Source organism: Rhizobium sp. SVR5-9E, assembly GCF_056755095.1.
In genome coordinates this window covers 13323-38616 of the sequence record NZ_JBNDHS010000003.1, presented here as the reverse complement: position 1 = coordinate 38616, position 25294 = coordinate 13323, and the positions used below count along the sequence as shown (strand labels likewise).

Annotated in this window: 25 protein-coding genes and 2 pseudogenes; 12 read left to right on the top strand and 15 right to left on the bottom strand. The window is 60.8% G+C overall.

Annotation, left to right across the window (positions count from 1 at the left end):
- The first annotated feature begins 17 nt into the window (after positions 1-17).
- On the top strand, positions 18-860 hold the full coding sequence (locus tag ACPYOJ_RS02665) for an alpha/beta fold hydrolase (protein WP_481414872.1): 843 nt from the start codon (positions 18-20) through the stop codon (positions 858-860).
- 163 nt (positions 861-1023) lie between these two features.
- Positions 1024-2211, top strand: coding sequence for an ABC transporter substrate-binding protein (locus ACPYOJ_RS02660; protein ID WP_481414994.1), 1188 nt, complete (start codon positions 1024-1026; stop codon positions 2209-2211).
- Between the two features lie 84 nt (positions 2212-2295).
- Here the strand turns inward: ACPYOJ_RS02660 and ACPYOJ_RS02655 are convergent, their stop codons facing one another.
- The 3 genes from ACPYOJ_RS02655 to ACPYOJ_RS02645 all read right to left on the bottom strand — a co-directional run bounded on the left by ACPYOJ_RS02655 (position 2296) and on the right by ACPYOJ_RS02645 (position 5940).
- Entirely contained in the window at positions 2296-2874 is a 579-nt protein-coding gene (locus ACPYOJ_RS02655) for a hypothetical protein (RefSeq protein ID WP_481414871.1), read from the bottom strand.
- 171 nt (positions 2875-3045) lie between these two features.
- Positions 3046-3840 (bottom strand): DUF899 domain-containing protein, encoded by a 795-nt coding sequence (locus tag ACPYOJ_RS02650; protein WP_481414870.1) that lies wholly within the window; start codon positions 3838-3840, stop codon positions 3046-3048.
- A gap of 348 nt (positions 3841-4188) precedes the next feature.
- Positions 4189-5940, bottom strand: a complete 1752-nt coding sequence (locus ACPYOJ_RS02645; protein ID WP_481414869.1) for a tetratricopeptide repeat protein — start codon at positions 5938-5940, stop codon at positions 4189-4191.
- A gap of 321 nt (positions 5941-6261) precedes the next feature.
- Between ACPYOJ_RS02645 and ACPYOJ_RS02640 the strand changes: the two genes are divergently transcribed.
- Positions 6262-7482, top strand: coding sequence for a hypothetical protein (locus ACPYOJ_RS02640; protein WP_481414868.1), 1221 nt, complete (start codon positions 6262-6264; stop codon positions 7480-7482).
- A gap of 54 nt (positions 7483-7536) precedes the next feature.
- Positions 7537-8979, top strand: a complete 1443-nt coding sequence (locus ACPYOJ_RS02635; RefSeq protein WP_481414867.1) for an MltF family protein — start codon at positions 7537-7539, stop codon at positions 8977-8979.
- A gap of 115 nt (positions 8980-9094) precedes the next feature.
- Here ACPYOJ_RS02635 and ACPYOJ_RS02630 read toward each other — a convergent pair whose 3' ends face one another.
- Together ACPYOJ_RS02630 and ACPYOJ_RS02625 are read right to left on the bottom strand one after the other, a co-directional pair.
- On the bottom strand, positions 9095-9478 hold the full coding sequence (locus ACPYOJ_RS02630; RefSeq protein WP_481414866.1) for a YciI family protein: 384 nt from the start codon (positions 9476-9478) through the stop codon (positions 9095-9097).
- Between the two features lie 171 nt (positions 9479-9649).
- A pseudogene (locus ACPYOJ_RS02625) lies at positions 9650-10362 on the bottom strand (DUF1194 domain-containing protein).
- Positions 10363-10604: 242 nt separating this feature from the next.
- On the opposite strand from ACPYOJ_RS02625, the gene ACPYOJ_RS02620 reads away from it, so the two are divergent.
- From ACPYOJ_RS02620 to ACPYOJ_RS02610, 3 genes are all read left to right on the top strand, one after another.
- A complete protein-coding gene (locus tag ACPYOJ_RS02620; protein ID WP_481414865.1) occupies positions 10605-11378 on the top strand; it encodes an FkbM family methyltransferase in 774 nt (257 codons plus the stop codon).
- A 237-nt stretch (positions 11379-11615) separates the two neighbouring features.
- Positions 11616-12386 carry a 2-keto-4-pentenoate hydratase gene (locus tag ACPYOJ_RS02615; protein ID WP_481414864.1) on the top strand — a complete coding sequence of 257 codons (771 nt, stop codon included), beginning with the start codon at positions 11616-11618 and terminating at the stop codon, positions 12384-12386.
- 181 nt (positions 12387-12567) lie between these two features.
- Entirely contained in the window at positions 12568-12807 is a 240-nt protein-coding gene (locus ACPYOJ_RS02610) for a hypothetical protein (protein WP_481414863.1), read from the top strand.
- 70 nt (positions 12808-12877) lie between these two features.
- Here the strand turns inward: ACPYOJ_RS02610 and ACPYOJ_RS02605 are convergent, their stop codons facing one another.
- Positions 12878-13348: a cupin domain-containing protein gene (locus ACPYOJ_RS02605; protein ID WP_481414862.1), complete on the bottom strand. Its 471-nt coding sequence runs from the start codon at positions 13346-13348 to the stop codon at positions 12878-12880.
- Positions 13349-13571: 223 nt separating this feature from the next.
- On the opposite strand from ACPYOJ_RS02605, the gene ACPYOJ_RS02600 reads away from it, so the two are divergent.
- A complete protein-coding gene (locus ACPYOJ_RS02600; protein WP_481414861.1) occupies positions 13572-15512 on the top strand; it encodes an adenylate/guanylate cyclase domain-containing protein in 1941 nt (646 codons plus the stop codon).
- 37 nt (positions 15513-15549) lie between these two features.
- Here ACPYOJ_RS02600 and nikR read toward each other — a convergent pair whose 3' ends face one another.
- Positions 15550-15969 carry a nickel-responsive transcriptional regulator NikR gene (gene nikR / locus ACPYOJ_RS02595; protein ID WP_168831018.1) on the bottom strand — a complete coding sequence of 140 codons (420 nt, stop codon included), beginning with the start codon at positions 15967-15969 and terminating at the stop codon, positions 15550-15552.
- 117 nt (positions 15970-16086) lie between these two features.
- Here nikR and ACPYOJ_RS02590 point away from each other — a divergent pair, with 117 nt between their 5' ends.
- Positions 16087-17136, top strand: a complete 1050-nt coding sequence (locus tag ACPYOJ_RS02590; RefSeq protein WP_481414860.1) for a HoxN/HupN/NixA family nickel/cobalt transporter — start codon at positions 16087-16089, stop codon at positions 17134-17136.
- A gap of 77 nt (positions 17137-17213) precedes the next feature.
- On the opposite strand, the gene ACPYOJ_RS02585 is transcribed toward ACPYOJ_RS02590, so the two are convergent.
- Positions 17214-18503, bottom strand: a complete 1290-nt coding sequence (locus tag ACPYOJ_RS02585; RefSeq protein ID WP_481414859.1) for an extensin-like domain-containing protein — start codon at positions 18501-18503, stop codon at positions 17214-17216.
- 44 nt (positions 18504-18547) lie between these two features.
- Between ACPYOJ_RS02585 and ACPYOJ_RS02580 the strand changes: the two genes are divergently transcribed.
- Both ACPYOJ_RS02580 and ACPYOJ_RS02575 read left to right on the top strand, forming a co-directional pair.
- Positions 18548-18793: a hypothetical protein gene (locus ACPYOJ_RS02580; RefSeq protein WP_481414858.1), complete on the top strand. Its 246-nt coding sequence runs from the start codon at positions 18548-18550 to the stop codon at positions 18791-18793.
- Positions 18790-19176, top strand: a complete 387-nt coding sequence (locus tag ACPYOJ_RS02575; RefSeq protein WP_481414857.1) for an acyl-CoA thioesterase — start codon at positions 18790-18792, stop codon at positions 19174-19176. The genes ACPYOJ_RS02580 and ACPYOJ_RS02575 overlap by 4 nt, the downstream gene beginning before the upstream one ends.
- Positions 19177-19231: 55 nt before the next feature.
- Here ACPYOJ_RS02575 and ACPYOJ_RS02570 read toward each other — a convergent pair whose 3' ends face one another.
- The 7 genes and pseudogenes from ACPYOJ_RS02570 to ACPYOJ_RS02540 form a co-directional block, all read right to left on the bottom strand.
- A complete protein-coding gene (locus ACPYOJ_RS02570) occupies positions 19232-19585 on the bottom strand; it encodes a DMT family protein (RefSeq protein ID WP_481414856.1) in 354 nt (117 codons plus the stop codon).
- Positions 19586-19780: 195 nt separating this feature from the next.
- Positions 19781-21017: pseudogene (locus tag ACPYOJ_RS02565) on the bottom strand (MFS transporter).
- A gap of 167 nt (positions 21018-21184) precedes the next feature.
- On the bottom strand, positions 21185-21973 hold the full coding sequence (locus tag ACPYOJ_RS02560) for a MarC family protein (RefSeq protein ID WP_481414855.1): 789 nt from the start codon (positions 21971-21973) through the stop codon (positions 21185-21187).
- Entirely contained in the window at positions 21949-22320 is a 372-nt protein-coding gene (locus ACPYOJ_RS02555) for a SpoIIAA family protein (protein WP_168831013.1), read from the bottom strand. Before ACPYOJ_RS02555 ends, ACPYOJ_RS02560 begins: the two co-directional genes overlap by 25 nt.
- A 58-nt stretch (positions 22321-22378) precedes the next feature.
- The gene (locus tag ACPYOJ_RS02550) at positions 22379-23350 is read right to left on the bottom strand and encodes a DMT family transporter (RefSeq protein WP_481414854.1); all 972 of its coding nucleotides are present in this window, start codon (positions 23348-23350) and stop codon (positions 22379-22381) included.
- Between the two features lie 136 nt (positions 23351-23486).
- Complete coding sequence (locus tag ACPYOJ_RS02545) at positions 23487-23711, bottom strand: DUF2798 domain-containing protein (RefSeq protein ID WP_168831009.1); 225 nt, start codon at positions 23709-23711, stop codon at positions 23487-23489.
- Positions 23712-23746: 35 nt separating this feature from the next.
- On the bottom strand, positions 23747-24172 hold the full coding sequence (locus ACPYOJ_RS02540) for an ester cyclase (RefSeq protein WP_481414853.1): 426 nt from the start codon (positions 24170-24172) through the stop codon (positions 23747-23749).
- 166 nt (positions 24173-24338) lie between these two features.
- Here ACPYOJ_RS02540 and ACPYOJ_RS02535 point away from each other — a divergent pair, with 166 nt between their 5' ends.
- Positions 24339-25253 (top strand): LysR family transcriptional regulator, encoded by a 915-nt coding sequence (locus tag ACPYOJ_RS02535; RefSeq protein ID WP_481414852.1) that lies wholly within the window; start codon positions 24339-24341, stop codon positions 25251-25253.
- Positions 25254-25294 lie beyond the last annotated feature (41 nt).

Sequence of the window (25294 nt, the reverse complement as noted above, 5' to 3'; positions counted from 1 at the left end):
AAGAAAGGACTAAGACCATGACCAGCATCAGTTACCGCACCGCCACTGTCGACGGCACGAAAGTCTTCTATCGCGAGGCCGGTTCGCTCGGTGCTGCCAAACTCCTGTTGCTGCACGGCTTTCCGAGCTCCAGCCATATGTTCCGCGAACTGATCCCGCTGCTTGCCGATCGCTATCACATTATTGCTCCTGACCTTCCGGGCTTTGGCCAGTCCGATAAGCCGGCGCGCGGCAACAGCTTCGACAGCATCGCCGAGACGATCGACCGTTTCACCGAGATCGTCGGTTTCGACCGGTACGCCGTCTATGTCTTCGATTACGGCGCGCCGACCGGATTCCGGCTGGCGGTGAAGCATCCGGAGCGCATCACGGCGATTATCTCCCAGAACGGCAACGCCTATGAGGAAGGGCTGAGCGAAGGCTGGAACCCGATCCAGGCCTATTGGCGCGATGCCTCGGAGGAAAACCGCAATGCACTGAGGGCCTTGCTCAAGCCGGAAGCGACGGTGTGGCAGTATACGCACGGCGTCTCCAATGTCGCCAAGGTCTCGCCGGACGGATATTCGCTCGATAATTTCTATCTGGCGCGACCGGACGCGGAAGAGGTTCAGCTCGATCTCTTCGGTGACTACAAGAGCAATGTCGCGCTCTACCCGGCGTTCCAGACCTATTTCCGCACCCATAAGCCGCGTGTCCTAGCGGTCTGGGGCAAGAACGATCCCTTCTTCCTGCCGCCGGGCGCAGAGGCCTTCCGCCGCGATATTCCCGATGCCGTCGTGAAATTCTTCGACACCGGCCACTTCGCGCTCGAAACCCATGCGGCCGAGATTGCCGCCGAGATCCGCGATTTTCTCCGTTGATCCCTGCTTCCCGCGCCCCGCTGCCCGCATCGGGCGGCGGGGCATTGCCCACCGGCGGGCAGGTCAACAAAGTGCTGCCCCGATAGCGATTTTCCAGGGTCTCGCTAGCTGCTATAATCCCGTCAACCGTTGGCCATCAGTTATGGAGGGGACGGCCATGAAAATGGGATGGAGAGCGAACTGCCTGGTCAGGCCGTCGGCGGCGCTGGCCTTGCTGACATTCACCGGAATGACCGCCGCCGGTCCGATGGACGAGCTGGTGGCCGCCGCCAAGGCCGAGGCCAAACTCACGGTTATCGCCCTGCCGCGCGACTGGTGTGGATACGGCGGCATCATCGACGGCTTCAAGGCGAAATACGGCCTGACGATCAACGAACTTTTGCCGGACGCGGGATCGGCCAAGGTGATTGACACGATCAGGAAGGCGCGGAACGCAACCGACCCGCAAACGCCGGATGTGATCGACGTCGGCCTGTCTTTCGCCTCATCGGCGAAAAGGGACGGCCTCCTGCAGCCTCACAAGGTGGCAAGGTGGGCCGCCATTCCGGACGCCGCCAAGGATGCGGACGGATATTGGTACGGCGGTTACTACGGGACGATCGCCTTCGAAGTGAACGCGGATATCGTCACGAAGATGCCGGCGGATTGGGCAGACCTCGCCTCGAGAGATTACCGAAATGCGGTCGCCCTCGCCGGTGATCTTGCATCAAATCAAGCGATCCAGAGCGTCTTCGCCGCCGGCCTATCGGCCGCCAACGGCGGTGTCGATTATGCGGCCGATCAGGGCCTGAAGTTCTTCGCGGACATCAACCGCAAGGGCAACTTCGTTCCCATCGTCGGCAATTCCGATTCGCTCGTCGACGGGCGGACGCCCATCCTCATTCGCTGGGACTACCTTGCGCTCGGCGACCGCGAACGACTAAGGGGCAAGACCAGGATCGAGATCGTCAGGCCGAAGACCGGCGTCGTCGCCGGCGTCTATGCCCAGGCGATCAGCGCGTTCGCTCCGCATCCGAACGCCGCCCGACTGTGGATCGAATACCTATATTCGGACGAGGCCCAGCTCGCCTTCCTGAACGGCCACTGCCATCCGATCCGCATAGCGGACCTGATGCGCAGCGGGAAGGTGCCGGCCGGTTCGGGGGGAACGCTCGCGCAGTTCCGGGGTTCTGGTACCGAGGCCGATCCGCTCTTCCCGACCCTCGAGCAGCAGGAAAAGGCAACGGAGATCATTACCAAAGGGTGGGACGGCGTCGTCGGCGCGAAGATCCAATGCCCCGACGGCAGCCCTTCCGGTATCCCTATGGTTTTCAATGAAGGCGCCGTCGGACTGTGCGCCATCCCGCAGTAGCGCGCAGAAAACGGTTACAGCATCGAGCTGACGCGAAGTCTTGGAGCGACAGGCCCGAACTGATTGACATGGAGCGACGGCACCTCACGAGGAAGGTATTTGCGGGTCCTGCACCAGGTAGAACTCGGGAACCGGCGTGACGTCAGTAATAAAAAAGCCAAACGCCCCCCGGTCGACGGGATCGACGTGGCCGTTGGAGAAGCTCAGCCGATCGAAACTCTCGAAGTGGCTCTCGAAACGGGCAAACCGGTTCGACGAGATGACGTCCGGATTTCGGCTCGTCTGATCGAATGACAGACCGTCATAGAAGTCGCTTGGTTTGCCGCGGATCTCTTGAAGTTCGAACTCGAACCCGATCCAGGCCAATCCGCTGTCGTTCACGGCGACGACCCGCAGATGGAAGTTGCCCTCAGGAAACCCGTGATTTTTAAGTGGCTTTGCTGCCCTGATCACCAGTGTGACGGGCGTGGCCGAGATGAGCTCCTCGTTGATTTCTATCGGATCGGCTTTCGTCCCTGAGCCCGTAACGGACAGGATGCGAAAGCCGCCAAGCTCGTCGGAGAAGGAATAATCCCCGGCATACCAGCGTCCGTCGTCCGCCGGCCCGGCACTGATGAGTGGCAGTGCCAGGAACGCAGCCAGAATTCGCATGTAACGCGTCATCGATCTGGTTCCTTCAGTCGAGTATCGCATCCGCGCGGTGGATTTAAACACGGTCTCGGCGACAGTGGCAGTCGCCCGTAGTGCTTAGTACCCGATACAGTCTGCCACAGACGATCGCCGCCGCCTAGATCGGCCCTCCCCGCCCATCAGATCCACCCGCACAGGCCCGGCTCATCGGTTCGTGCTCCCGTGTTGGTCCCGGAACGCCGCCTCTCCGGCGTCCGACACCTCGACCCACTTCTTGTCGGGAGCGGCACCCTCGACGTAGCTGTCGTGCCAGTTCCACCACTTGTAGGTCGGGGTTTGAGGATAGCCTTCTGGCGAGTCCTCCCAGACCTCTTGTCGGCCGAGCGGCGTGATGTCGAGATAGTTCCAGGTACCGCCCATCTGCTCGTCGCCGCGGTTGTTGATGAAGTAGGTGCGGAACACGCGGTCGCCGTCGCGGTAAAACACGTTCGTGCCATGCCACTCGTCCACGCCGAAGTCGGCGTCGAAGCTATCCGTAATGGTGTACCACGGCATCTCCCAGCCCATGCGCGCCTTCAGCCGCGCGATGTCCGCCTGGGGCGCACGCGAGACGAAAACAAGCGTGGTGTCACGGGCGTTCAGATGGGCGACGTGGGCGACCTGGTCGGCCACCATGGAGCAGCCCCGGCAGGCGCGGTCGGGCCAGCCGAACACTCCCGGCTCGAAGAAGGCGCGGTAGACAACCAGCTGACGCCTGCCATCGAACAGGTCGACCAGGCTTGCCCTGCCCGCGGGCCCCTCGAACGCATAGGCCTTCTCCACGGCCATCCACGGCATTCGCCGCCGCTCGGCGGCAAGGGCATCACGGGCTTTGCTTTGGGCCTTTTCCTTCACCAGCAGCTGCTTGCGGGCAGTCTCCCACGCCTGCTGCGACACGATGGGCGGTGTGTGCATGGCAGGCTGTCCGCCTTTCCGTTCGTTCTCGGTTGAGGTGGTCATGGCTTTCGAAACCTCCTGATTTGGGCGAATTCCCCGCCCCGTGCCTGAAGCGCGATATTCGCTGCTCATCGCTCGTTATTGTTCGAGAGATAGTCTGGCATCGGAAATCGGACAGTGGGAGTAACAAGTGTGGCGGCATTCCGATGGAGTCGCCAATTGCCGCCGCGGCGCCTGCGCAGGCGACGTTCTGGAGCGCAATCGAACGAGCGCGGTCCGGATCGGGTCATTCGACTTCGGCAAGGCAAGACCGGCGCCGAGTCGACAGGTCGGACGGCCCACGCGCCAATGCTCGCCCCAAGTTCTCCGCCGCCGCTTCGATGCGCCAGCTCGAAGCGGCGGCAGGAGGCGCTACAGCCGCTCCAGGTTCAACATGTCGGGACTGCCGCGCCAAACCTTCGCGCGTTCTGCGGCAGCCTTGCTCTCGGTAGCCGTATCGCCTTTGGCTTTGGCCGCTTGCTCAAGGCCGTAGAGCGCCCAGGCACTGCCTCGAGCGTGTTCGAGTGCGGCATTGAACTCCTGTTCGGCCTCCGCCGGCTTGCCGCCTTTCAGGAGAGCTGCGCCGAGCGACTGCCTGACCGGGTAGTACCAGTAGGGCGGTTCCATATAGGGGATGACGTCCTGGGCGTCCGCGGCCTCGCGCCAACGCTCGATTGCGGCGCTGTTGTCGCCACTCTCCTGCGCGACGCGCGCCAGGACCACGCGCTGCGCCACATCGAGAACGGGCCGGACGGGAATGTGCCAGGCGTCCAGCGCCGACCAGTCGCTCTCTTCTGCGATGCGCTGGATGGCATCGGCCTCCTTGCGAGCGGCGGCGGCATCCTTCCCGGCCAGAGAGACCCCTCGCGCGTAGTGCCACATCGCCATCACATAGGGCGGTGCGCCAGTTGGCTCGGGCATCGCCAGAACCGTCTCCGGATCGGTATACTGCAGCCGGGCGAAGTACGGAGCGGCCTTGAGCGGTTGCACGAAGGGTATCTCGGCGACGATGTCGTTGCTCAGCCATTTATCGAGCTTGTCGGCCTCGGCGAGCACGGTCTGCTTATCGCCGAGCAGTTGAGCCGACACCAGCACGAAGTGGATATTGTGCGCGTAGTAGGCAAGCGGATACGCGCCCATCGCGTGCGTCTGCGAGATATAGGCCTCGTCGACCTTGGAGGCTGTCTTATTGGTCTCGAAGGCATCGACGTAGCGGCCGACCCGATAGTAGATGTGGCTCGGCATGTGGACGATGTGTCCTGCGCCCGGCATCAGGGCGGCGAGCCGTTCGGCGTAGGGTTCGGCGCGCTCCGGCCGGTCCGATGCCTCCACGAGATGGATATAGAGGTGGATCGCCCAGGGGTTGTCGGGGGCTTTGGCAAGCACTCCTTCCAGGCGCGTCTGGATATCGGCTGCCCGACCTTTGGGTTCCTTGCCGCCCGGCTGCCAGTAATCCCAGCGCTGCGTGTCCATTCCCGCCTCGGCGGCAAGCAGTGCGAGGTCGAGATCATCCGGATATTTGTCCGACAGGGCAGCCGTTGCGTCGGCGAAGGCAGCGTCGAGCTGGGGCCGTTCTGCCGCTGGATCCTCCGAATAGCGGGTAGCCACCGCCTTGATCAAATCCTGTTCTTTCTCGCTCGCTCCGGCGGCGAGGCTCTGCGCCTTTTTCAGCGCGGCGATGGCGGGCGCGTTCGCCGCCGGGTCCATCGGCACGTTGATGTTCGGTCCGAGCACCAGCGCCTCACCCAGGAAGCACATGGCGCAATCCGGGTCCAGGCGTTGCGCCATGCGGAAAGCGCGCCTCGCTTCCGCATGGTTGAAGTTGACGGCCATCCTGAGACCCTGGTTGAAATAGTTCTGGGCATCCGCGCTTTTCGTGGTGATCTGATAGGTCATCGAACCGAGATCGGTCCACAGTTGCGGTTCCGCCTCCTCGTATGCCTTCATCGCCTCCACCACCTGGGCCGGAATGGCGGCGACAAGGACACAATGCGGGGCTGCGGAAATTTCCGCCGGTGTTCCGGTATCAGTCGTGCTGAACGCGGCTACCGCCGCACCAGCCCCCAGACCGGCGATCGCCAACGTGGGCAAAGCTGCAGTTTGCAGGAGATCACGAATCTTCATGAGGCCCTCCCTCTGTTCGCAGCAAGTCTCTCCCAAGACTGCTGCGGTCAATATCTACCCGCAAGGATTGCCTGGCAAATCAATTCACCGACCAGTGACAACCCGTACTTCCTCCAGGGCCATGACCGGTGCGCCAGAAATATCTCAGGGCCTGAAAGGGGCGCTCATGGGCGCGTTTACACTGCGATTTACCGTAACGTACTTCCGCTGTTGCACGAAATCTGATGGCTTGGTTGTTCGACATTCTGCGTGCTTGCCGCAATGCCTGGGCAGGATCGCGTGCTTGTGGAGACTGTCGATGGTCACAGAGGGATGAGTGACATGGGTGGCGAAACACAGGTCACGGCATCGACGGCTGGGGCGCCCTCATCGACCGAGCCGCATCTGGATTTCCTAGCGGCGCATGGCGGGCCATTCTTCGACCTGCAGCGGCGGATGAACTTGTTGCATGAGAGCAGCCTCAAGAGTGGCAGGAGAGCGGTCCTGTTCGTGGCGATCGCCTGGGGTGTCCCTCTGGTCCTGACGCTGCCAACTGTGTTTTCGGAAACTCCAACTGTATGGCGCTACCTGTCCGATCCCGGTCCTTGGACCCGTTTTTTCCTCGGCATTGCCGCCTTTGTATTGGCCGAGCAGCATGTCGAAACCGGGCTGAAACTAAAGTTGGGACAGTTCGCCCGGGCACCGCTGATTGCTCCTGCGTCAATGGAGGCCGCTGCGGCCCACGTGGCTCGCGCCCTTCGACAACGCGACTCCGGGACGGCCGAGCTGGTTTGTCTGTTACTTGCCGCGGTTGCGGCCCTCTTCGCCTATGCAAACTTCAATCAGGCTGCAATCTCGACATGGTCTGCGACCGTCTCTCCTGAGTCCAGCAGGCTGACGGCCGCTGGGTGGTGGGGCGTGTTCGTCAGCATTCCGATGTTCGTATTTTTGTTTCTGCGAGGCTGCTGGCGCCACCTTGTCTGGGCGAATATGCTCCGCCGCATCGCCCGCCTCGAACTGCGTCTGGTGGCGACGCATCCTGACGGGAAAGGTGGCCTTTCGTTCCTGGCCGACTATCCGAACGCATACGTGCTGTTTGTGTTTGGCGTCAGCAGCGGCATGGCCGCAGCGGTAGCCAAACATCTGATGCAGGGCGGACTTTCGACAGCGACGCTGACGACAACAATGGTTGCATGGCTGATCATTGTGATTGCCTTTTTCGCCTATCCGCTTTCAGCCTTTTCGAAACCGCTTGCCGATCTCAAGAGCAAGACGCTGCTGACATTGTCGGCCCGGGCGACCGTCCAGCAGCGGGCGGCAGAGCGCAAGTTGGTCGGCAGCAACATCGTTGCACCGGATCCGCAGGAAGCCGAGCAACCGATCGAAGCTCTCGACCTGACAAAGCAATATGATCAGACGCGCAAACTGTCGTCGATGCTGATCAACCGCGGTGTGGTTCTGCCGGTGGCCGCGGCAGCACTTGTTCCATTCGCAGCCGCCGGCGCGACCAAGCTGCCGTACAAGGAAGTGTTCTCGGTCTTGAAGAAGCTGCTGCTCGTCTGAACGATCCAGGCGTAAACTAAGTCCGGTCGCTACGCGAAGCTGGGGAGGCGCAACATGCGGGTGTACACGTACGCTTTGTTTCTGCTCGTCGCCATAACAACATCAACAGGCGTCATGCTGCCTGCGGTCGCCGCCGAGGGTGGGCCCCAGTTGATCGAAAAGCATATCCTCGATCTGAATGCGATGAAGGAGCGACGCATCGTTCGGGTCCTGGTGCCTTTCAGCAAGACGATCTATTTCGTCGACAAGGGACGTCAGTTCGGGACTGCGGTCGTGTTCGGGCTGGAGTTGGAAAAATACCTGAACCGGGGTCGCAAGAAGCAGATCGAGCACATCCACGTCGTCTTCGTCCCTACACCGCGAGACAAGCTGCTGAGTGCGCTGAACGACGGCTATGGGGACATCGTCATGGCAAACCTGACGGTCACCGACGAACGGCTGAAGCAGGTCGATTTCGCCGATCCTCTATACAAAAATGCCGAAGAGGTTCTTGTCTCCGCCCCCAACAGTCCGGCAATCGCCAGCATCGACGACCTGGGCGGCAAGCACGTCGCCGTCCGCGCATCGAGCAGCTACTACGAGCATCTGTCGGAGCGAAACAAGACGCTGTCCGAACAGAACAAGCCCCAGATCGCCATCGACCTGATGGATGAAAGCCTCGAAGATGAGGACCTGATGGAGATGGTCAACGCCGAGCTTTTGCCGTTCACCATCGTCGATGCGTACAAGGCCGATATCTGGTCGCATGTCTTTGCCGGGATAAAGGTGAACCACGATGTCGTCCTGGCGTCCGGAGGAAAGATTGCCTGGGCGATCCGCAAGGACAGCCCCGAACTGAAAAAAGAGCTCAACGATTTCGTGGCGACACACAAGATCGGCACGACGTTCGGAAACATCCTCCGCAACACCTATTTCAAGCAGGACAAGATCGTAAAGCGCGCCTATTCCCCAGCGGACGTGGAACGATTTCAGCGGCTGGTCGAAATCTTTCGCAAATACGGCGGCACCTACTCATTCGACTACCTGATGCTGATGGCCCAGGGCTATCAGGAATCGCAACTCGACCAGTCCAAGCGCTCGCCGCGTGGCGCAGTTGGCGTCATGCAGATGCTGCCATCGACGGCCATGGACAAGGTCATCGCCATCACCGGAATAGACAAGGATCCCGACCGCAATGTCGAGGCAGGGGCCAAATACCTCCGTCACCTGATCGACACCTATATCGACGATCAGGGGCTCGATGTGAAGGATCGCCAACTGTTCGCTTTCGCTGCTTACAATGCCGGCCCCGGAAACCTGCGGAGGTTCCGCGAAAAGGCAAAGACCATGGGCCTCGACCCCAACGTCTGGTTCGGAAACGTGGAAAACGCGGCATCCGAGATCGTCGGGCGGGAAACCGTCCAGTACGTCAGCAACATCTACAAATACTACGTCGCCTACTCGTTGCTGGTTGCGCGCATGGACGCGCACAAGGATACCGGGTTGAACCAGCAGTAGAAGGATTTCGTGCGCGTCGAAGTGAGCAGCGAACCCGACCGCTTGACCTCATCATGCAGCCGACAGATCCGGGCGACGCTCGTTCTCGCCGTTACATCACGTTGCGAAAGGCCTGCTAGCCATCATCCCTGGAGTCCAGAGCCGCGCCGGGTAGGTAGAGCGAAATCGGCCTGATTTCATAGACGGCTGTCGGGTTGGCGCGACGCAGGTCACGCGCTGCTGCGACGGCTTCCTCGAGCGTCGGAAAATCCACGACGTAGAAGCCGAGCAATTGTTCCTTGGTTTCCGCGAACGGGCCGTCGGTCACCATCCCGTCGCCCTTCCCGCGCAGGGTGACGGCACGATCCGTGGGTCCAAGCCGTGCGGCCGGTCCGAGGGATTTCTCCTGGACGAGGCGATCGTTGACCTTGAGCAGGTCGATCATCAGCGCCGCATCCTCCTCCTCGGTCCAGGATTCGACCACGCCCGCTGCGTGATAGGCCAAAATGGCATAATACATAAATCGTCCCCCACATATGTCCGTCTGCTTCGCCATCGGCTCGATCCGCGCGCGTTGGAGCCCACGCCGGCCGACTGACGTTCAGAGACCTTTTAGATGCCCTCAGCTACACATTTTTGACTGGCGAAATGCAAGCCCCGCCCCGTCTAGCCTCCGCTGCGCCTGGCGCCGCTAGTCAGCGCTTGCGTGGAACCGGCTGTCCACCGCATCGGACGCGAGTTCCCTTATCAGTTTCTTTTTAAGGGCGGCAGCGTAATCCCCATAATTCTTCACATGCATGACGAACGCATCGGCCCCGAGGATCACCTTCCTGGCGTAGTAGCTGGCCAGGTCTCCCAAATCGTCGGAGACGACCAGAGCATTGATCCTTGCATCCATTTGCTCGGCGCGCCTGCGTGCTTGATAGAGCGAGATCACACGCGGCCGTTTCGGTCCCAATGTCTCCCTGCCGTCACCGGAGATGTCGACAATCAGTTTGCGGGCACATGCGTTCGGATCCGAAAGCATGGTGAGCGCTGACCAGATGCCGTTGCCTATGTCGGTATTTCCGAAGACCGCACGCTGATTGTTGTCTATCTCGCGTGCGAAACCCTCCGCATCGTCACCATCATCGATGACGAACCACCCGAGCGCCTGCGTCCCTGCCCTGGCGTCCCCCCAGAAAACGGCTGAAACCGCCACGACCCCTGCCTCCCGAAGGTTGAAATCACCGCCTTGTCGCGGAACGCGGCGGAAATCGCAGCTTTCTGAAACCCATATTCGGCATCATCGATGCTGTCGGAGCCATCTACTGCGAGAACGAGCGCGATGTCCGAGCATGCGCTTGCTTGAGGCGCCGTAAACAAAACAAGTGCTGAAGTGATGCAAAGCAGCGTCCTTCTCATCGCCGCCCCCTCTGGGTTCATCGGCAGCAAGCCGACAAAGAATCTTATCATGAACGATGATGAAACCGTAGAAATACGTGGTCTTTCGAGAGGCCTATTGCATTATGATATAAAAGTAGCCCACCTGTTGTTCGCAGCGATTTATACTGCTGGTCTATTATTAATGACATTATGCGAATATAAAATGAGTGGCTTCGCATTGGACACTGGCAACGTGATTTTCGACGTTCAAGGGAGCTAGTATGCGCAGTATTGCTATCGAGTTGATCGACAGAATAAATCCTCGCATGTCCGTTAATCTTCGTGTCAAGCGCCAATTCCACCCTGGCAGTCTCTCGGAGGTGGCTACACTTGTGAATTACCTGTCCTCCCGGGGAATTTCAGCAGCCGATACAGCATTTGACATCGGCGCGAACTCCGGCCTGTTCAGCCTGCCTCTCTCATCGATGTTCGCCGAAGTCGTCTCCGTCGAGCCCAATATCGAGCGCGCCCGTTTCTTGCAGCGTGCACTTCCCGAGAACGTACGAGTGGTCTGCGCTGCGTGCGGGAGCGGCAATTCTGTCGCCGTGATGACCGTTCCCAAACGAAAGGATGGGATCCAGCTCCACGGCTTGGGAAGCATCGCCAAACGGGGCGATGCTGCGCTTTTCCACACCGGCGGCGAGCCCGTCGAGCTTACCGAGTTCACCGTTCCCGTCGTTACCGTCGACGCGCTGGCGAAACTGGCGAAGGGCAAGATCTCATTTCTGAAAATCGACGTCGAGGGACACGAGGATGCGGTTCTCGCTGGAAGCGAAACTGTCCTGCGTGAGCATCGGCCGATCTTGTTCATTGAGATCGAAACGCGGCACGGCGTCGACGGCGTGAAGATCTTCGAAGAGCTTCGATCGCTCGGCTACCGCTGCATGTCGGTGAACCTCGGAAAGCTCGAGGCGCTCAATACTCCGGAATCATTTGACGCTGCTCTCGCGACACCCGAGATCATCAACTTTCTGTTCGAGCCCGAGCGGAAGTAGCTTGCGGTCCGAAGTCTCGTCCAGTCCCCTGCGCATCGTAGGGTTACAGCGGCGGCTCTGTCGGGAGGTCCATCTCAATCTCGCCGGTTTTTTCTGGTTCAGCCGCTTGGCAAGACGGCAAGGACCCGCAACCACTATGAGATTTTGATTTTTTAGCTGTGATCCACGAATGGAATGCCTACGCGCCCCGGGCCATTTTTGTTGGCAGAGTCAAGGCCAACGATATGGAGCACGGAGATGTACTTCGAACTCAAGGACGCCACGGCAGATATCCTTGCAAAAAGCCGTCGGCATGACGGGCTCTGCGATCTGCCGCTCGACCTGATTTCCTCCGATCGCGAGGCCTACGACATTCAGGCGACGGCGCAGAATGCGCTCGGCTTCGAACGCAAGGGTTATGCGATCGTCGGGACGAGCGACGTCTCACGCCGGACCCTCGGCCTTGCAGGGCCGATCTATTCCGAAATTCCGGCTTCCGCGCTGCTTGCGGGTGTGAAGGAATTCCGGCTCCCGCCGGGAACCATCGGTGTGCAGTGCGAGTTGGTCTTTACCATCCTCAGGCCCTTTCCGGATGCCGGCGAGCCGATCAATCTCGCGAGCGCGGCCGACGCCGTCCTCACATGCCGCCCGGCGATCGGCATTATTGGCCGGCGGACACGGCGGGTCTTCTATGGAGACAGCGCGGCGATCGCTGACTTCGGCCTCCATGTTGCAACCATCTGCGGCGACCATTCCGGGGCGCTTCCAGCCGCCGAGCTCGCGGACCTCGAAGTCACGACCTTTCTGTTTAAACAGACGGTCTTTTCCGGAAGGTCGGCATCGGTCATGGGCAACCCGCTGAACGCGCTCGCCTGGCTGGCAGGTGAGCTCACGGCGAATGGCAGGCAGCTCCAGACAAACGACGTCGTGGCGACGGGGTCGTGCACGACAATTCTTCAGGTGTGGGCCGGGCAGCATCTGGCCGCCGACTTCGGGCCGCTGGGCCAGATCGAGTGCGTCTTCGCCTGACGTCAATTCACCACCGAAAGGAAAGCATAATGCGGCCGCAACAAAAGCCATTCGTGATCGAGATCAAGAAGACCAGGCGTCTCCGCGCGAAACCTTTGCAGATGAAGGCGAGCTCCGGAAGCCTCACGAAAGGACAGAATGCAGACGCAAGCCCCGTCCTTCAGCGTGAGGATCGCGCCTGATGGTAAGCCGCAACATCCCTCATGAGTATTTTCTGCTTGATGCCGCAAGAACAGAAGGCCCCGTCGTCGGCCATCTTCGCGGCAAGCCGATTTCTGCCGCCGTCGTCGACCGGCACGGCAGCCGCTATCGCTTCGTCGGCGTTGCCGGAAGGGATCGCCAAGGCAGGCTCAACGTCCTCTCGCTCAAACATGGCGAGTGGATTGTCGCCCCCGACCTCGTCTACGAAAAGGCCGCCTAGCGTCGATGCCGGACGGCGATAACGCCCCCGCCGCCCTCTCGGCGGCGGGACAATTGCGTTAGCGCAACGGCTATTGCGATTTCTGAGGATCGTCCGCCGGATTGAGATATCTGATGCGCCACGGGCCATTCGTCGTAATCTGGATGATGCTCGGCTCATCGAAATAACCGAAATGCGCCGTGCCGGGCGGCAATGCGAAGAAACTGCCTGCGGGCAGTGCCTTGGCCGCGCTCCGATCGACGGTTTCGCCCATTCCGAGATTGATAGCCCCTGATATGACCGTGACCACTTCAAACCCAGGATGGGTGTGCGGCGGAACCACATAGCCTGACGGCAATTTGAGCCGCAGGGCAAACAAGCCTTTCTTGGTGGGATCGCCGAACAAGACTGCCGCTTCTGCTCCAGCGGGAAGCACCTTGGGGGCCGGGCCCCACTTGATATCACTGGGAGTGAACATTGGGTGTGCATCCTCTGCCGAAGCAAAGGAGGCCATCCCGCATAATCCGATCAAGCCGGCTGCGAATATCGATACGATTTTCATGACAAACCTCCCTCTCTCGCCGGGCCTTCCACCTCGGCTGAGCGCTGGGGCAGGCTCGCGAAACACAAGATAGTACGTCCGCGGGCCACGTCTAAGCAAGCTTTCCCGCTCATCGGCGCGAACTTCGGAAACGGCCCGATCCCTTCCGGAAACGGGCACAGTGATGCCGGCGCCGATTTGCGATTGCAGTGGTATTGTATGGTTGAGCACGAGAGGCCATGCAATGCAGACCCGATGGAGCACGATTAAAGGCACCCTCGCCACCTGGGCCGTGCCCCTGCGGCTGCATCTGAGCGTGATAATCCTGGCGCTTTTGGCTGTCACCGCTCTTCCGATCGTCTGGATCACCTACACTCAGGGCAGGTTCGCCGCCCTTTCGACCGGCGAGGCCCAGATGCGTCAGCTCGGGCTTCGCACGATCGAGGACTACCGCAACGTCTTCAAGGGCGGTTACACGGCGGTCGTGACTGCCTCGGCCGTTCCGGAGATGCTGACCGCGCCACCCAATGATCTCAAAGCGAAACAGGACTTTCTCCTGAAAGCCTTGCAGTCCTCCTTTCGCGTCGATGGCATCTATGCAGGCTATCCCGACGGAGGTTTCGTTCAGGTCCTCGGAGTGGCGGCGGATCCCGAATTCAGGGGCAACTTGAACGCCCCGGCGCAGGCTGCCTACGCCGTACGAGTCGTCAGCAGGGTCGATGGTCCGCCCAGCACGATCTGGACCTTCTACGACAAGGAAATGCGTCTGCTCAATCGCCGCGCCGACCGTGATGATATGTTCGACCCACGCGTTCGGCCCTGGTATCTTGCGGCGGTTGGCGAGGGCAGGACCGTGTCTGTCGGACCCTACGTCTCGGCATCGACCCATTTCCTGACCATGACGATAGCCACCCCCTCTGGGCCGAACAACCGCGTGGTGATCGGGGCGGACGTCATGCTGGTGACGCTCGGAGCGGTTGTCGACGTCAGCGCCCTTTCGGAGCATGCACGTGGCTATGTCTTTGATCAGCAAGGCGGTTTGATCGTCCACTCCGACAAGGATGTGATGAATGAGGTCAGGAGGCGGCTTCGCGCCGGCCAAGAGGTATCCGTGGCAACGCTGGCGCAAGCAGATCCAACGCTCCCGGTCGTCAGGAACCTGCTCACTTCGGACCGCAGTCTGGCGACGGGCGCGGTTGTCCGCTTTCCCGTAAATGGCCATGACTATCTGGCACAGGTTTTTCGCGAAGGGATCGCCAGTCTTCGCGGCGGCTATACGGTCGTCATAGCAGCGCCGCTTGAAGAGCTTGTCGGGCCGGTCGAGCGCAGGCTGAAGCGCAATCTGGCAATTGCCGCAGCCTTTCTGGCCACCGGCGTCCTGATCGCGCTCGTCATCTCCCGGCTGGTCAGCCGATCGCTATATCGGCTCGCCGACGAGGCAACGCATATGGGCAAGCTTGAATTCGGCGAAAGCCGCATTGCCCATTCCTGGATTTCCGAGGTCAATGTGCTCGCGAAGGCTTTGAGTTCTGCGCGCCATGCCATCAGGACGTTTTCGGTTTACGTGCCCCGGGAACTCGTGCGCAGGATCGTCATTGCAGGCCAATCTGCCGTGGGCACCGCTGTCCGGCAGGACATTACCGTGCTCTTCACGGACATACGCGACTTCACCACCATTTCCGAAGAGAACTCGCCCGAGGAGGTCGTGGCCCTGCTCTCGGGCTATTTCGAAACCCTCAACGAGGTTGTCGAGCGCCACGGCGGCACGATCGTGCAATATATGGGAGATGGCGTTCTTGCGATGTGGAACGCTCCCTTGCACGATCCCCGTCATGTCGAAAACGGCTGCTATTGTGCCCTGGCGATGAAGGCTGCGATCGACGCCATGAACGCCGCAAACGCTGCAGATGGACGGCCTGTACTCATCACACGCTTCGGCCTGCACACCGGCCAAGCCGTGGTGGGCAGCGTCGGGGCAGAAACACGCCGCCAATACACCGCCATTGGAGACACCGTAAACATCGCCTCGCGTCTCGAGGGCCTCAATCGCCAATATGGGACATCGATCCTCGTCAGCGGCGCCGTCCGCGATGCCGTTGGCGAGACGTTCGAACTCGTTGCTGTCGGCATCGTCAGCGTCAAAGGACGAACGGGCCAGACGGAACTCTTCGAGCTTAGAGCGTAGGAGTCAGCTCCTCGCAGTCCCACCGCGATCCGGATCTCTAGCTCTCTGGGATTTCAGTTGAGATCGGCATGATGTGCAGGTGTCCGTACTTGACTGACCTTTCCGCGATCACGTGCTCAGCAAAATGCTGCAACTCATTCGGTTGCCCCTTTAGAATCCCAACTTCGAGGCAATGACGGTCGTCAAGATGAACATGCAGGCTTGAGACCGCCAGAGAATGATGTTCATGAAATGCGCTGGTAAGGCGACGCGCCAGTTCCCGAGCCTCGTGATCGAACACGTAGCTTAAGACGCCAATCGAATTGGTAATTGAACCTGTTTCGATCGAAGCCTGTTTGAGACCTGCGCGGGCTAGGTCGCGGATAGCTTCGGAACGGTTCTGGTAGCCTCGGGTTTCGATAATCCGATCGAGTTCGGCCATCAGATCATCATCAAGAGTGACCGTTACGCGCTGCATGAAAGCTCCTCGAATAAAATTTTCTTAATGGCATCAGTAAGCATTTTTGCCGTCGACTTCATACTTTGCTTTCCGTAAGCCGGGGGTGTCCAGAACACTCTTAATCCGAGGACAGACATGCTTCCAAATCCTTTTGACGACAAACCAGCACAGATCAAAACAAAAGTCGTGATGACCTTTATTTTCCTGATCGCTGCCAACATCGCCGCATGGATTTGGGCGTGGACCGCATTCTCCGATCAACCGACACTGTTGGGCACCGCGTTTCTCGCCTACATGTTCGGTCTCCGCCACGCTTTCGACGCCGATCATATCGCGGCGATCGATAATGTCGTGCGGAAACTCATGCAGGAAAACAAGTCGCCCTACGCCGTCGGCTTCTTTTTCTCGCTCGGTCATTCGAGCATCGTCGTCCTGGCTTCAATCGCGATCGCGGCGACCGCGGCCGCCATGCAGACCCAGCTTGACGAATTCCATGAAATCGGCGGCGTTATCGGCACGACAGTCTCAGCACTCTTCCTTCTTGTCATCGGGCTCGCCAACCTCTTCATTCTGAAAGGCATATGGGCAGCCTTCGGCCGTGCGCGCCGCGGCCAGAAGCTCGTTGATCAAGACCTTGATGCGGTCCTTGCCGGTGGCGGTATTCTTTCGCGACTTTTCCGCCGTACCTTCAGCATCGTCTCGCGGTCCTGGCATATGTACCCGATCGGCTTCCTCTTCGGACTTGGGTTCGATACGGCAACCGAAATCGGCGTACTTGGAATTTCAGCAATGCAAGCCACCCAGGGCATGTCGTTCTGGACCATCCTCGTTTTTCCGGCCCTTTTCACAGCCGGCATGTCGCTGTTCGATACGATCGACAGCATGCTGATGACCGGTGCCTACCGCTGGGCCTTCATCAACCCGATCCGCAAGCTTTGGTACAATCTTACGATCACCGCGGCATCGGTCGTCGTCGCCGTCTTCATTGGCGGTCTGGAGGCACTCGGCCTGATCTCGGACAAGCTCGGCCTCAAAGGCGCGTTCTGGGATTTCGTCGGTGGCATGAACGACGACCTTGAATATTTCGGCTACGCCGTCGTCGGCATCTTTATCGCCAGCTGGATCGTCTCGGCGGTGATCTACAAGGCAAGACGCTACGACAACCTCGCGGCCCATCAAGTCTGACCTCCCAAGCTTGGCCGATCTTGATGCGGGCAGTCTGCTGGAATGCGGCTGCCCGCTGCGCCGAGCCTTCACCGCCCTCAGCTGCAGTAAACCCTGCCGCTCTTGCGCGGTCTAAGATCGAAGTGGAAGTGGTTCCAGTGCTCCGGATTGCTGCCCGGGCCGAGCACGGTGTTGAAATACCTGCAGCTGTCGGAACGCACGGCCTTCAGCAGCCTGCCCTCGCGGAAGGAGAAGAGCCCCTTCTTGCGCACGTCGATCTGGTGGCCGTTCTTCAGCACGAACTTGCCGACGTCGATCGCGTTGCCGTGCGCATGTTCGGACATCGGGTTGTAGCGCTGGCGGCTGTTGTTCATGCGGCGGCAGGAATAGCCGCCGAGCGGCTGGATCGTCTGGATGCCCGACCAGTAGCGGTAGCGGGCGGACGGCGCGAGTTCGTTCTTCACCCATTTGGCGAAGGCAAGCGTCACCTGGCAGTTCAGCGTCACCGCCGGCTTGACACCGATATTGCCCGAAAGTCCCTGCAGCGAAACAGGATAAGGCACCTGGCAGGCAGGCCCGTTGGAAATCGGCGGCTTGTCGGTGAAGATCACGCCCATGCGCTTCAGCTCGCGGCGGCAGGCAAGCTCGGAGGCCGGCATCACGCTGGGGTCGGGTGGGGCTGGCCGGCTCATCATCGGATCGTTCGGCCTGACCATCGCGACCTCCTGGCTCTCGTCCTCCTCCGGAACGCGTGACGGCTCGATCACCGAACGGCCATCGCTCCAGACGGCGGCGCGGCTCATCTCGCCCTGCGCCGCGGGCTGCGGCATGGCCTGCCGGTTCATCTGTGTCGGGTTGTCGGTGCCGATGCCGTCGACGATCGGCTCGGCTGAATCTCCCTCGGCGATCTGCTGCTGTTCTTCCTGCGCCAGCCCGACGACGGGCTCCACCCCAAGCTCCGCGTCCATGTTGACACCGCCCGAAGGCACCGCAAGCTGCTTTGCCCCTCCCCAGGTCTGCGGCTGGCCCTGTCCCTGCCCCTGCGCCAGCGCTTCGTCGCTGTCGATCATCGGCAGTTTTTTCGGCATCGGCTGGCTCGTCGCCCGAGCCGAATGCCCGGTGCCAGCGAGGTTCGGCGTATCGAGATAGTCGGCCGAGCCCTGGCTGCTGGAGACAGGTGCGCCTGACGCGGCGGGATAGGAGGGCTGCATCTCGGTTGGCGCCATTTGCATGGCGGCGCGACGCGGCGCAGGTGTGATCGAGCTCACCTTGGTGCCCCTATCGATGTTGGCCGGCGGCACGAGGCCATCGCTGATGGAACAGGTCGTCAGTGCGGTGGAAAGGAGCGCGGGCACTGCCAGACGCCGCAGGAAGGAAACATACGCCATACTCAATGTCCCCGCCGGCCCCCGCCCTCCGGCACGTGACCGGAATGAAACATGACTGTGCCAATTGTGAAAATGGCGGAGACGACATTTTTGTGTCCGCCCCGGCCTACGGCGCAGCGAATTGGCAACTTGACCCAAGTTTAAGCTTTGATGGTAAACAGAAGCTTTCCCGCAACGTCCAAAGCCTTCCCCTGCGTCAGAAGTATGCAGGCCGCTCTTGCCATCTGCCCCGTTCGCCTGCCATTTTCGCGCGTCGCGCGGCGGCAACCAACAAAAAGGAAATGCAATGACTGACGGTTCGAAGCCGAAAGGCGAATTGACACTCCGGACGCTGGCCATGCCGGGCGACGCCAACCCCGCGGGCGATATCTTCGGCGGATGGGTGATGGCGCAGATGGACTTGGCGAGCGGCATTCGCGCTGCCGAACGCGCCAGGGGGCGCGTGGTGACGGCTGCTGTCAAGGAAATGGCCTTTCAGCTGCCGGTCAAGATCGGCGATACGCTTTCGGTCTATACGGATATCGACCGCGTCGGCCGCACCTCGATCACGCTCCATGTCGAGGCCTGGGCACACCGTTCGCGCTACAACCAGATGGAAAAGGTGACGGCAGCCACCTTCATCATGGTGGCGCTGGATGAAGACGGCACGCCGAAGCCTGTCCCCGAGGAGTGACGTCAAGCAGGCGGCATCACCCGCCTGCTTCACCGCTTTTCTTGAGCCTCGCGCCCTACGCCCGGAAAATGAAGGACGCGCCGATTGCGATCAGCGCAAAGCCGACGGCGTGGTTCCATGTCAGGCTTTGGCCGAGATAGAAGACCGAGAAGCCGGAAAAGATGATCAGCGTGATCACTTCCTGGATCGTCTTCAACTGCGCTGTCGAATAGACCGACGAGCCGATGCGGTTCGCCGGCACGGCCAGGCAGTACTCGAAGAAAGCGATGCCCCAGCTCGCGGCGATGGCGATAAAGAGGGCACCGCCCTTGTGCTTCAGATGTCCGTACCAGGCAAAAGTCATGAAGATATTGGAGGCAAAAAGCATGATCACCGGCCAGACGGCGGCCGCGCTGAAGGTGAAGGGCATCGGGGAATCCTGTTGACGTTCGTGCCGCACTATTAGCTCCACGCGCGCCGCGATCAAGCAGCACCGCCGCGACATATGCAAGCAGCGGCAATCGCCCCGCACGCTAGATCGTCGTGCCAGCGATCGCTCTCGTCCATCATCACGCGATTGCGCCCGGCTGCCTTCGCCGCATAGAGAGCCGCATCGCGTCTCAGTCTACGACGCCGGCTCCGCCGCCTCCTCCGTACCGAAGCCCACGTCCTTCTTTTCGTAGCCGAAGCCCGCAAGGACCGCGACCACCAGCGCCACGACGGCTGCGACGATCAGCAGCGCGAAGGCATAGTCGCCGTTCCAGCGCGCCGCGAGCCCCGCCTGCATCGTCGCATTGCCGGAGGCGAGCAGGTTGCCAAGCTGGTAGGCGAAACCCGGGAATGTGCCCCGCACCTCGTCCGGCGACAACTCGTTCAAATGCACCGGCACGATCCCCCAGGCGCCCTGGACGAAGAACTGCATCAGAAAGGCGCCGGCGGCGAGCAGCACCGGGCCGGGCGCGTAGGTCCAGAGCGGCGCGATGGGGATCGCGACCAGCGCGGCGATGACGATCGCCCGCTTGCGTCCGATCCGCTGCGACAGCGCCCCGAAGAAGAGCCCACCGACGATCGCGCCGATATTGTAGACGATGGCGATCGCGCCCACCGTATAGGTCGAGTAGTTCCGCTGCGTTTCCAGGAAGGTCGGATAGATATCCTGCGTGCCGTGGCTGAAGAAGTTGAAAGCCGTCATCAGCAGCACCGACCAGATGAACAACGGAATGTTCTCCCTGAGCACTGCGAGGAACGGCTTGCGTCCCCTCGCCTGCCGCTTGAGGAAAGCCGGCGATTCCTGCACGTTGCTGCGGATGTAGAGCACGAGCAGCGCCGGCAGCGCGCCGACGAAAAACATGCCGCGCCAGCCGATCACCGGGAACAGCAGGAAGAACAGCAGCGACGCAATGAGATAGCCGGATGGATAGCCGGCCTGCAGGATACCTGAGACGATGCCGCGCGATTCCTCCGGCACCGTCTCCATGACCAGCGAGGCCCCGACGCCCCATTCGCCGCCCATGGCGATGCCGTAGAGCGCACGCAGCACAAGGAACATGGTCAGCCCGGTCGAGAAGCCGGTGAGGAACTCGAACAGAGTAGAGCAGCACGTTCACCATCAGCGTGATGCGCCGCCCGTAGCGGTCGGCCGCCAGGCCGAAGATCAAGGCACCCAGCGCCCGCATGGCGAGCGTCAGGAAGATCGCCGCCGAGACTGCGGGAACGTCGGTATGGAATTCCTCGGCGATATATTTGAGGACGAAAACAAGAATGAAGAAATCGAAGGCGTCGAGCGTCCAGCCGAGATAGCTGGCGACGACGGTGTTGCGCTGCTGCGGCGTGAGGGCGCGCAGGCTTGCCAATGCGGACATGATTATTCCTCCGTCCGAACGCGGCGGCGAGGCGGGGCAATTCCGGATGCCGTCGGAAGGGGTGCCTGGGATGGGCGGTGGCGCTGCAGAAGACAGCGTTGGATAACGTCAGCTATGCTGCTGATGTTCCATTACATTTTTGTAATGTGGGGTGGGGAAAGCGGTGGTTACCAGGCAATCATGCTGAAACTATGCAAAATGACCTGAAGACCCAGGGCAGCTTGGGTAACGCCGAGCACCACTGCCAAAACCTGCAGTGAAGTTCCGATCCATCTAAGAATAGTCTCGGCGAACATCATTGCCACCCAGTCCAGCGCCAGGATCAGCAATACAATGGTCGCCACGGTGAGCCCTTCCGCTTGGCGGCCGCCCGCCAGCGTGGCGAAGACGATGACGGCGGCTATGCCATAAGGCGTCACGATCGTTGGAAATGCCAGCGGTGTGAGTGCCAGTCCCATATCCGTTTGGCCCTGCCCTGTCGGTCGTACTGGGAGGGCGGCAGTCGGCTGCAAGACGGTTCGCAGGGCCACGATGAACAGGATGATGCCGCCGGTCATCGCCAGCACCGGCAATGAGATTTCTAAATTTTCCAGCATGGTGCGTCCGAGAAATCCGGCGATCGCCAGCGCGGCCGCCGAGAAGAGGATCGCTCTGGTGGCTATTCGTCGCCGGACGCCGGGCTCGTAGCCGCCTGCAAGGATCTTGAATGGCACCAATATCTTGATTGGACCGAGCATCAAAAAGAGCATCAGGAATATCTTGCGTGCACCGATCTCCACCTCCGGTATGTCCGCCCCGAGCGGCAATTGCGAAAAGGACTGCACGGGAATACTCGCCACCCAAACCACAGCCAGAACGGAGGCGAGGAGATACCGCCGCGCAGCACGCCGCAACCAAGGAGCCGCTTCCGCATTTTTTTCCCGCAGGCAAGTCATAATCGACCAGTCTCCAGCCATGAAAGCGCTGGTGCTCGTTGCTTGAGGTCGAACAGACGAATCTCCGGATGGACGAACAAACCGGCGACGGCGGGAATGATCCTAAGAAGCCTGCGGCTGGTTACAACCGCAATCCGTTCGATCCGTCGATGGTGACCGGAGACAAATTTCAGATGGGCAGCCAAGGCCTCGAAGTTCTTCCATCCGGGGAATGACTCGATATTGATCATCAGGCCGTTGAGTTTTCCGTTTGAGCGAAGGGCGAGCTCAACCTCATTCGCGATCGTTTCGAAGTCGGCTTTTTCGAGCGAACCATGCGGTGTGATGATCAGGATGTTCTTGTCGCGCAGGGGTTCAATGACGATCATGGTCACCTCCCTCTTCTCCTCAATGCCATAGGTCGATGCCTCGGTTACCGCCCTCGCCTCAGGCCTTTGCCGCCTCCGACTTGGTTTTCGGCTTCAGCAGGATGATGAGAAGCAAGCCGGCGACGATGAGTGCCGCGCCTTCCAGGTGATAGATTTGCAGCTGCTCGCCGAGGATCAGATAGGCGAGCACGGCGATGAAGATCGTCTGGATGTAGAGGAGCACGCCCGCGCGGGCCGCGCCCAACGCCTCGATGCTGCGATTGAAGAGGTAATACATAAGCGCTCCGCCGGGGATCGCCACATAGGCGAGCGCGATGAGCCCGCTTGCATTGAGCGTCGAGCGTTCGTCGGAAACAAGCTCGAAAAGGTAGAAAGGCAGCGCCGTCAACACCGCCGCACCGAGGAGGAGCACCAGGAGCGAAAGGCGATCCACATCGAATTTCGCCCGGCGGAGCAGGACGGTATAGAGGCTGAAACAGAACGCGCCGGCGACGATCCACAGTTCACCGGGATTGAGGTCGAGGCGCACCAGCGCGGCCGGGCTGCCTTTGACGATGATGACCACGATCCCGAAAAAGGCCAGGATCGATCCGATCACCTGCCAGCGTCCCATCGGCTCAGCCAGAACCAAACGGGCAAGGATCATCGTGATGATCGGGATCAGCGCAATGATGATGCCGGCGGTGGTGGCATCGGCATGTTCGAGGCCGACGAAAATCAGCCCCTGGCAGATCGCCAGTCCCACGCCGCCGATGACAAGCAGTTCGAGGGCGCGCCCCCGCACCAGCGCGACCATGTCGCCGAAATGCCGGTGCACGATCGGCATCAGGATCGCCCAGGCGATCAGCACGCGCCAGAAGCAGAGCGCCCAGGGCGGCATCTCGGAAGAGACCCATTTCGCGGCGATATAGACGCCGGCCGACAGCAGCCAGCAGAGAACCCCCACGGAATAGGCGGTTGCAAGCGAACTGCCCCCCGCCTGTTCCGTCCCGACCGTGTCGCGATGAACAGCCAAGACATGTATCGCCATGGCTCATTTATGCCACAGTTTCCGTGAGCTGCACAGATGACGGCCGCGGCGTGGCGAAGGTTCCGGCCATTCGCGCCGGCACGGAGCCCTCAAACGATCCGCGGCCACGCGATGCGTGGAAATCTCGTCGTGTCCTTCAGTCCGTGAGCGCATCCGCAAGCCTGCGGATGGCAGGCGCTGCGATCACCACGACCGGGAGCATGACCGTCCAAGAGAAGAGATAGGCCCGCAACCAGTGGGCGGCGAAGCTTCCCTCCGCGTAGAAGGGAAGGCTCGCGATCGCCGCGGCGACGGCGCAGGTTATCCCCGACTGTATGACGCCGAAGACGAAATGGCGGTATTTCCGAGAAATTCTAGACATCGCTGACGCTCCTTGCCGCCACCGCCCCGTGGAATTCAGGCGACGTGCTCTACTCCGGCAAGGCTGCGATGCACCTCGAGGGCATTGCGCTCCACCCAGTTATGCTGCAGGAGCCCGTCCTCGCGCACATGCATCACGGCAGTGCCGGTCATGGTGATCGGGGAGCCGCAGGCCGGCGACCCCATGAAGCCGTTGTTCCTGCCCGTGACCATCCAACGGGACACGACGCGGTCGCCGGTCTCGTTCTGGAAGATCTCGACGACGTCGAACCGGAAGTCATCGATGCTCGCAAGAAAGGCCGCGATCCATTTCTTGAAGGTTTCCCGCGAGCGGACCTCGACTCCGCCCGTGGTGATGACGAAGTCTTCCGCCACCAGCCGGTCGACGGCCTCGGGGTTCTTCGATTGCCACACTTGCCGCCAGAAATTATTGACGACTTCGACCGAATTTCTCGTTGCCATATCCATATCTCCTTTAGAGTGCCGCGCGTCCGATAGGATGCACAAAGGACGCTCGATCGCTTTGAAACGGCATGCGTTGCGCGTTCGTTTCTGGCGTCATTGTTGGAGATTGCCATAAAGAAGACAAACGAATAAAGTTAATCGCATCTAGTTGAAAGACTAATCGATGACAATGCTACTCGATCTGGAACTGGACCTGCTCCGCGCCTTCGTGGCGGTCGCCGAGACTGGCAGCTTCACCGCGGCTGCCGAAGTAGTCGGCCGCTCGCAATCGGCGGTCAGCCAGAAGGTGCTCCGCCTCGAGGACATCCTGCAGATGCGCGTCTTCGACAGGACCAGCCGCTCGCTGAACCTGACGTGCGACGGCGAGCGGCTCCTGGTAACGGGCAAACGGCTGCTCGCCCATTATGAAAGCTTCATGCAGGAGCTTCGCAATCCGCCAAAGGTCCCGCTCCTCAGGCTCGGCATCTCCGAGAACCTGGTCCAGACGCAGCTCCCCCGGCTGCTTTCCCGCTTCAGCCGCCTTCATCCGGACGTGCAACTGGAGCTGACGACGACGGCGAGCGAGGATCTGCTCGTCGAATACGAGGCTGGGCGCCTCGACATCGTCATCGCCAAGAAGCGGAAGGACGGTTCCCCCCATCCCGGCCGTGTCATCTGGCGCGAGCCGCTGGTCTGGATCGCCGGCCCCGATTATCGCGCCGACGACCGCAGGCCCGTCCGCCTGGTGATGATGCGCCCGCCCTGCATCTATCGCGCCATCATGACGGAGTCGCTCGATGCGATCGGCCGCGAATGGGTGACGGCCTGCACCACAAGCAACCTCATCGGCATCGAGGCCGCCGTTCTCGGTGGCCTCGGCGTCACCGTCCTCGGCAAGTCCTTCGTCCAGAACGGCATGAAGATCCTGCCCACCTCCGAGCGCTGGCCGGCGCTGCCCGTCGCCGAAGTCTCCGTCATCGGAGAGAACCCCGCCGTGCAGCACATCGTCCAGCCGCTGGTCGCGCTCCTGACCGAGGCCCTGCTGGAAAGCACGAGCCTGACCCTCGAAACGCCGCTGACGGCCGCCAACGAGAGGTGACGCGGCGCCTCTCCTCGCGATCAACTAGCAATTGTCGCCAA